The sequence below is a fragment of the Daejeonella sp. genome (assembly GCF_036405355.1).
Lineage (GTDB): Bacteria > Bacteroidota > Bacteroidia > Sphingobacteriales > Sphingobacteriaceae > Daejeonella.
Genome location: NZ_DASWXT010000003.1, coordinates 48,524 through 54,931, shown reverse-complemented (window position 1 = coordinate 54,931; position 6,408 = coordinate 48,524). Strand labels below are relative to the sequence as shown.

Annotated in this window: 4 protein-coding genes and 1 tRNA gene; 4 read left to right on the top strand and 1 reads right to left on the bottom strand. The window is 36.8% G+C overall.

The features are described 5' to 3' along the window. Positions 1-410: 410 nt before the first annotated feature. The gene (locus tag VGE44_RS00310) at positions 411-1,331 is read right to left on the bottom strand and encodes a PfkB family carbohydrate kinase (protein WP_331075780.1); all 921 of its coding nucleotides are present in this window, start codon (positions 1,329-1,331) and stop codon (positions 411-413) included. A gap of 107 nt (positions 1,332-1,438) precedes the next feature. Here VGE44_RS00310 and VGE44_RS00305 point away from each other — a divergent pair. The 4 genes from VGE44_RS00305 (at position 1,439) to VGE44_RS00290 (ending at position 6,142) form a co-directional block, all read left to right on the top strand. After that, positions 1,439-1,512: transfer RNA gene (locus VGE44_RS00305), tRNA-Asn, on the top strand. Between the two features lie 617 nt (positions 1,513-2,129). Next, a complete protein-coding gene (locus VGE44_RS00300; RefSeq protein WP_331075779.1) occupies positions 2,130-3,380 on the top strand; it encodes a serine/threonine protein kinase in 1,251 nt (416 codons plus the stop codon). Positions 3,381-3,558: 178 nt separating this feature from the next. Then, positions 3,559-4,383, top strand: a complete 825-nt coding sequence (locus VGE44_RS00295) for a competence protein CoiA (RefSeq protein WP_331075778.1) — start codon at positions 3,559-3,561, stop codon at positions 4,381-4,383. Between the two features lie 442 nt (positions 4,384-4,825). Then, positions 4,826-6,142, top strand: coding sequence for a hypothetical protein (locus VGE44_RS00290; RefSeq protein ID WP_331075777.1), 1,317 nt, complete (start codon positions 4,826-4,828; stop codon positions 6,140-6,142). Positions 6,143-6,408 lie beyond the last annotated feature (266 nt).

Genomic DNA, 6,408 nt, shown 5'->3' with positions numbered 1-6,408 from the left:
ATTACGCAAGCCTGCACTCTTAGCATTGAAAGATTACCAGAAACAACGGAAACAAGGCAGTGAAGAACCGGTTTTTGACGCTAAAGCTTTAGGGATTAAGAATACTGAGGTTTGGGAATAAGCCGTTTTATTCCTCATCCCGACGTTCATCCGTTATCCCCTAACGCCCAACCCGTCATCCCGAACATTCCTCCCGTCATCCCTTGACGCCCCCAACCCGTCATCCCGACGCAGGAGGGATCTCATGGCTGAAGCAGAATTTTGATCTTGTAGCACGATTCCCCTCCACTACTTAACGGCATCGTTTGGCATGACACGTTCTTCAATCGAATCCACCGCCCAACAAAAAGGGCACCCCATTCATCCGGAGTACCCTTAAAACTTATAACCTACAACTTATAACCTACAACTTACTTCTCAATAACAAAACTACTCAGTCTCACAAATTGCTGTACCCTTGCCTGAATTTCTTCCTGGCTTAAGTTTTTAATCCGCTCGATACCAAATTTCTCAACACAGAAAGAAGCAAGTGCAGAACCGAAGATGATTGCATTCTTCATATTATTGAAATTGATCGTTCCTACCTGTGCAAGATAACCGATGAATCCACCGGCAAAGGTATCACCGGCACCTGTTGGATCGAATACATCGGCAAGCGGTAAAGCAGGGGCAGAGAAGATCAGGTCTTCGTGGAATAAGAGGGCACCATGCTCACCTTTTTTAATGATCAGGTATTTAGGACCCATGGCCAGAATTTTATTTGCGGCTTTAACCAATGAATACTCGCCCGACAATTGCCTTGCCTCAGCATCGTTAATGGTTAATACATCCACATTTTTAATTACTGATAAAAGATCTTCCAGAGCGATGTCCATCCAGAAGTTCATTGTATCCAGAACAATTAGCTCAGGACGTTTATCTAAACGGTTAATTACAGTCTGCTGAACCTGTGGAGTGAGGTTTCCCAGCATCAGGTATTTGCAGTCCTGATAGCTCGCCGGAATAATCGGATCAAAATCACCAAGAACATTCAGCTCAGTGATTAAAGTATCGCGGCTATTCATGTCATTATGATATTTTCCGGACCAGAAAAAGGATTTTTCGCCCTTTTTTACCTGAAGCCCTTCGGTATCGATGCCATGATCATTGAAATTTTTGATGTCTTCCTGATGAAAATCTTCACCAACCACACCAACGATCTTTACATTCTTATAGAAATAGGATGCGGCTAAACTTGCGTAGGTGGCTGCTCCGCCCACTATTTTATCTGTTTTCCCGAAGGGAGTTTCAATTGCATCGAAGGCAACGGAACCAATAATAACTAGACTCATAATTATTTTAAAAAATTTTGATGCAAATATTGCATTAATAATTTAAAATCCCGAATATTGCACTCCCGAAAGGGGAGAACTTTAAACAAGTTTTCATAACCAGAAATTCCCGAATAGCTCAGCTGGTTAGAGCATCTGACTGTTAATCAGAGGGTCGCTGGTTCGAGCCCAGCTTCGGGAGCTAGATAAGCCCTTCAGTTTTTACTGAAGGGCTTTGTTGTTATTTGCCTGGGCGAGAAGTTTACCCCAAAATATTTTTTGGGGAGCCCAGTTTCGGGAGCAAAGTAAAGCCACTTAGATACGTTCTAGGTGGCTTTCTTGTTTTTAGAGGAAATCAGTAAGACTGTGATAGGGCTCATTTCTACGATATTGTTAGTGCAATGTTAGTGAGGAGTCAGAAGTCTCATCATCATTGGACAATCCGTAGAGCCACTGCGCCTAACTCTTCGGAAAGTGTGAATCGCTCAGGCTTCAACTTGTCACAATTATTGAATTTTCCTAGGCTCATGGCTGTTGGGTCAATAATTCCGCCAAGCCTCGTGTTTTCTGAAGAGAAAACATATCACTGGATCGCCTTATCAGGCTTTACTCCAGTGACCTTCACTCCGTCGCATCGAGGTCGCATTGATGAAAGCAAGTTATTTTTTAGGGTTCATCTCAATATTTCGGGTTAGGATATATTGTTCATAATAAAGATATTTAAAAAAGAGGACAGGATTTGCCACAATACATCCGAATTTGGGTGGCTTGTGGTAGTTATATCACCCCTACATACAAGTTAGGCGTAATTTTAAAAAGATGCTACCACAAAAGTTACAACAGGAATATAAGTTACTCAAGGAATATGGACAAGGTGGACAATCGTTGACCCTCTTAGTTCAAAATGAAGACACAAAATATATTGTCAAAATACCCAAAGCTTCATCTCTTTCAAAAGAAAGGAGATTTAGGTTAGAAAGAGAGATTAAAGCTTTGGAGTTGATGAACGGTTTTGGAGTTCCCAAATTACATTCATATTCCAATGATGAGCAAGTATTTATAGTTATGGATTTTATATCGGGGTTAACACTTAACGAGTATGTTGAGAAGAATTCTGTTGATTTAAAAACTAGCGTCTCAATAGTTATTTCATTATGTGAAATAATGGAACAAGCACATAAAATTGGATTATATCATAGAGACCTTAAGCCAGATAACATTATTATTGAGGAACAATCTAATCTTCCAATTATTATTGATTTTGGAATATGCTGGTTAAGCGATGATACTTCATTCAAAACTAAAAAAGGAGTTGAACTCGGTAACAGGTTTCTCAGGCTTCCAGAACTCTCAAAAGGGACTGATGTAACTGTATCTTCATCAGATATTACATTTTTGGTTGGTATATTATTTTACTTAGTTACTAATCATCACCCAAACATACTTTTAAACGAAGATGGCTTACAACCACATAAAAGACCAGATGTAAAAGACTTAGAAGTAATGTCAAACAAAATTTTGAAAGAAATCTTTGACAAAGGATTTACCTATGAAGTTTCTCTTCGATATTCTACAGTGGAGGAATTAAAAGAGGACTTAAATAAAATTTTGCTACCAATGGCAAACGAGCAAACTGATAACGATGCATCAAAGAGATTAGATGAACTATTTAGTAACGAGTTTTACAAAAAGAAAAGAACAAATATCGAAGCAATTAAAAATTGCCATCAAATGTTTCTAAACCAGTATAGACAATCCATTCACAAATCTTTGGTTTATGGAGGAAATGGACCAAATTTTAACGAAAAAACTCGAACAGTTGAAACAAGAATGTTTTTAGTTCAGACCGGAACAAGTGAGCCTATGGTGCATTTTTATCTTAATTCTGAGTTTAATGAGACATTTGATGTTGTTAACTCTTCGTTTGGTTCAGAAATTTTTAACGGGCAGGAACACCACACCATTAAAGAAACAACTAAAATGGAAAATCTGTATCCTGAGGTTGCAAAAGTAATAGCAGAAAACACAATGAATGAACTATTACCCAAAATTCAAGCAGGGCTAAAATGAAAATACGCCTAACACGGGTTTTACGTCAGGCAGGCTGACTGGCGAAATTGAAGCTTTGTGCTTGTATTCAATTAGTTTTTTAAATCAATTTTTGCAGTAAAAGTCACACCCTTCGAGTAGCTGTAAAACGACGTTAGCTGCAATGCAATGGAGCTACGTACTAAAAAGAAACTTTCATATGAAGTTCGCAATAGTTGACAGTAAAAAAGTTGAAGCTTTCAAGGGAGCGAAAGGTTTCTGCCAAAGTTGCGGAGCAGAAATGATTGCAAAATGCGGAGATTTTAAAATAAATCATTGGGCGCACAAAAAAATCCGTCAATGTGACACTTGGTGGGAAACCGAAACTGAATGGCATCGCGAATGGAAAGGAAATTTTCCAATTGAATGGCAGGAGGTTATTCAATTTGATAGTTCAACAAATGAAAAACATATAGCTGATGTCCGTACAGACAAAGGATTGGTAATTGAATTTCAGTATTCTCACATTAATCCGGTTGAGCGCAGGCAACGCGAGAATTTCTACAAGAATATGATTTGGATCGTTGACGGCACTAGATTACAACGAGATATTCCACGATTTATTAAGGCGCAAAAAGATTTCGTTCCCATAGATATACCAAAGATATTCGGGGTTGAATTCGCGGATGAATGTTTTCCTAAAAATTGGCTTGACAGTTCGGTTCCAGTTATTTTCGATTTTAAAGGAGAAGTTCCTCTGGACAATACTAAAAATAACAAAACTTTTCTTTATTGTATTTTCCCTATTAAGATTGGTTGGTTAACGATATTCACAGAAATCTCTCGAAAAGCTCTTATCAAAAGCATAATAGATGGTGAATGGCAGACGAGATATGACAATTTTATAAATAATGTAGTCGAGCTTAATAAACTCAAAGCGCAACAAGCGAAACAAGAATTAGAACGACAACAAGCGCATGCAAGGTTTGAATTTAATCAAAGGTTATTAGGGAGGATATCTACAAGAGGAAGAAGACGTTTTTGAGTTAAATCAGTGCAAAGCCGCCAACTTTCTAAAAACCCTTATGGATTTAAAGACTCCTATTAAAACCACCTGATCCAGATCTGCTGAAGACAAACCCTTAAAAGGGTTATATACAGTCCTATTTCATTTTTGTCTAATATGCTCATCAATCTAAATAGTGTGGGAGATTTTTCACACACTATATAATAACAGTATTCTTGAATTGAAATCTCCCTTTTGCAATTAACACTACCATTTTAGATTCAATTCAGCCAAGACTCGTATTTTCTCAAGGGAAAACATATCACTGGATCGCCTAATCAGGCTTTACTCCAGTGACCTTCGTTCAGTCGCAGACGGTCGCGGTAACGAATTTATGCACATAGAGTAAGCTTTAATTAATAACTAAGTTATGGCTAGGATATTCTACTGTAAATAAGGATATTTAACTAATCGAAAAAAAATGAAAGAGGAAAAAACTAAAGATGTAAGTAAAAAGGAGCGCACAGTAGAATCCATTTTTAACTCATATTATCGAAATATAAACGGTACAGAATTGTATTTCTCAAAATTTTCAAATCTCGCTGTTACAGAAGATCAGGATGAAATCAAGCGATCTAAAGAATACATTGACTCGTGTTTTAAAGAATTGGGACTTAACCCAAACTCCAAAAGTGGAACTTCAAAAAAAGAATTTTCAGCAGATAAGGTTCAACTCTTTGCGAATAAAATGTCTAAAGTTCCAAAAATTACGCACAAGAACTTTGAGATACTAGCCAATAGTTCCTTTCTAATGCTGAACAATTATTTCGAATATCTTTTAGCTGATTTACTCTCTTATTACTACAACAAGTACGATGGGTCAATTAGTAGAACTGATTTGGTGACTTCTCTTAGTCATATGAATGAGTTTGAAACTATTGAAGATTTAAAAAGAGATTTAATTCAAAGAGAAGTCGAATCTATGCTCATATCAATGACGTTTCCTGAACTTTTAGATCATTTTGATGAATCTCTTAAGATTGAACTGTGCAAAGACATTATTGACTGGTCAGTAATTGAAGAGTTTCGCGAAAGGAGACACTTAATCGTACACAATTCGGCTAGAGTCAATAAAAAATACATAACTCGAACTAAAAATCCATTTAACTTAAAGCAAGGAGACTTAGTCCATATCGGCCCCGAATACTTCAATTCCGCACTTCATGAATTCAAATTAGCAGGTTATTTATTGACACTTTCATGCTGGGGAAAATGGGATAAGGATAAAACGACTGACGCAATCTACAAGCTAATGACCGAATCGTTCGAGGCTTTAAGGAACAATGAGGCACTATTTGCATTACGCTTGACTATGTACTTGAAGCATATAGAACCCAGATCTGAGGAACAAGAAGATTTTGTCCTCAGAACATTGTTCAATAAATGCATAGCCTTTAAAATATTAGACAAGAAAGCTGAATTGACAAATGAATTAAAGAAAATCAAGATTGGAACAGCATCACCAATTTTTAAACTTGCACATGCTATTCTTTCAGGTACAGAACTTAAGTCAATTCTAGAATTAATTAAGCATGCCCATGCTTTAAAAGAAATAGACCTCGAAAAGTATTCAGATTGGCCAATATATCACTCATTAAGAAGTGATTCTAATTATGATGAAGCTGTGCGAAAAATATTGAAAGAATTGGGACCAATAAAGATTGTAGACCCTATAAATAAAACTGATGCCGTAAGTACCAAATCAACTAAAAAGAAATCAGCAACACTTAAGAAATAATAATCGTCTAAACCTTACTAACCAGTCTTTAAATAACTCCATTATATGTGATGAGCTTTTAAAGAAGTAAAATCACATCGGGAGATTTTCAAAGAATATATAATAAGTTTAGTTTTAAATAGAAATCTCCCCCAATAGGTGACCAATCCTCCTGTTTCTCTACAATGAAAACATCCCACAGGATCGAGTGACCCTCTCTACATTCTCAGGATCGGTGCGCTCAGATTGAGTTAATTGCTAGTTTTTTATGACATAGCAGTTTGCAC

Coding starts and splice junctions, on each gene's coding strand:
- VGE44_RS00310 (WP_331075780.1), bottom strand. CDS start 1,331: ATGAGTCTAGTTATTATTGGTTCCGTTGCCTTCGATGCAATTGAAACT.
- VGE44_RS00300 (WP_331075779.1), top strand. CDS start 2,130: ATGCTACCACAAAAGTTACAACAGGAATATAAGTTACTCAAGGAATAT.
- VGE44_RS00295 (WP_331075778.1), top strand. CDS start 3,559: ATGAAGTTCGCAATAGTTGACAGTAAAAAAGTTGAAGCTTTCAAGGGA.
- VGE44_RS00290 (WP_331075777.1), top strand. CDS start 4,826: ATGAAAGAGGAAAAAACTAAAGATGTAAGTAAAAAGGAGCGCACAGTA.